Origin of the sequence: Streptomyces beijiangensis (genome assembly GCF_017315755.1) — a bacterium.
In the GTDB taxonomy this organism is placed as follows: Bacteria; Actinomycetota; Actinomycetes; order Streptomycetales; family Streptomycetaceae; genus Streptomyces; species Streptomyces beijiangensis.
Genome location: NZ_JAFLRJ010001384.1, coordinates 1 through 224 on the forward strand (window position 1 = coordinate 1; position 224 = coordinate 224).

Here is a 224-nt window from a genome sequence, read left to right on the forward strand (position 1 = left end):
GCTCGGCGTGCCGCAGGTGACCCTCCTGTCCGAGGTCTCGGTCACCGACGGCAAGGTCAACGGCCGCCGCGACGGCGACACCGCGACCGAGCACCTGGAGGCCGCGCTCCCGGCCGCCATCTCGGTCACCGACCAGTCGGGCGAGGCCCGTTACCCGTCCTTCAAGGGCATCATGGCGGCCAAGAAGAAGCCGGTGGAGTCCCTGGACCTGGACGACCTGGACC

General features: G+C 71.0%; 1 pseudogene. It reads left to right on the top strand.

The features are described from left to right. Positions 1-224: pseudogene (locus J0695_RS41935) on the top strand (electron transfer flavoprotein subunit beta); the annotation flags it as partial.